The sequence below is a fragment of the Cyanobium sp. NIVA-CYA 375 genome, assembly GCF_056108345.1.
This window is the reverse complement of the sequence record NZ_JBSYHW010000290.1, coordinates 1-839: the sequence shown is the minus strand read 5'-3', so window position 1 is coordinate 839 and position 839 is coordinate 1. Positions and strand designations below refer to the sequence as shown.

The following is an 839-nucleotide window of genomic DNA, read 5'->3' as shown; positions in this document are numbered from 1 at the left end:
GGTGCCGTTCTACGGCCCTTATCCGCCACCGCCGCCTCCACCGCCACCCCCGGCTCCCGCAGCGTATGCAGAAAGCTCGATCATTGTGACTGCGCGAAAGCGCACCGGGGCACTGCAGGATGTGCCGATGGCCGTCAGCGTGATCTCTGCCGAGGAAGAGCAGCTGGGCGATCTCAAGCTTTACCGGGTACCGTTCCCGGTTACCGTCGCGGCCAAGGGTCTGAAGCAGGTCGCTTTCCTCAACCAGGACGATGTCACCGCCCACTACCTCTACCGCATCGGGTGCGACCCGTATGGTCGTTACGAAAGGGCCGAGTCGCCGGACGAGCTGGACGAGGCACAGGTGCTGCTGGTCACCCGCAACGAGAAGAAGAAGGGTCTGGGCGTCGCTTTGCCACAAGGCGGGCTGACCGTGTTCGAGCCGAGCGGGTATGGCACCCGGCTGGTCGCCGAACCTTCGCTGCGCGACTATGCGGTGGGGCAGGACATCGAGCTGGCTATGGGCGAGAGCGCTCAGGTGTTCAGCCAATGCAGCTTTAGCGGGACCGGCGACCCACCCGAGGAAGGGCGCAAATGGCGTAAAATGCGGGCCGAGATCAGCAATGCCAACGCCCATCCGATTCGTGTGCGGGTGGTGCTCGGCTGGTCGGGTGAATGGGAAGCGAAATGGCCGAAGCACAAGACCGAGGTCAAGGACGGCACCCTGATTGTCGAGGTCTCGGTGCCTGCTAACTCTACGGAAAAGTTTGATTTCCGGATGCGGGGAACCGGCTAGAGTGTATCGCCAGACCGCCTGGAACAAATTTTCGTTCCACTCTTGTTCTTATGGAACAAACAGG

1 protein-coding gene is annotated in these 839 nt (G+C 61.9%); it reads left to right on the top strand.

Annotated elements, in window-relative coordinates; genetic code table 11:
- The coding region (locus AC01FP_RS18145; protein WP_474482216.1) for a hypothetical protein at positions 1–775 on the top strand (775 nt) is incomplete at its 5' end.
- Between the last annotated feature and the right edge of the window lie 64 nt (positions 776–839).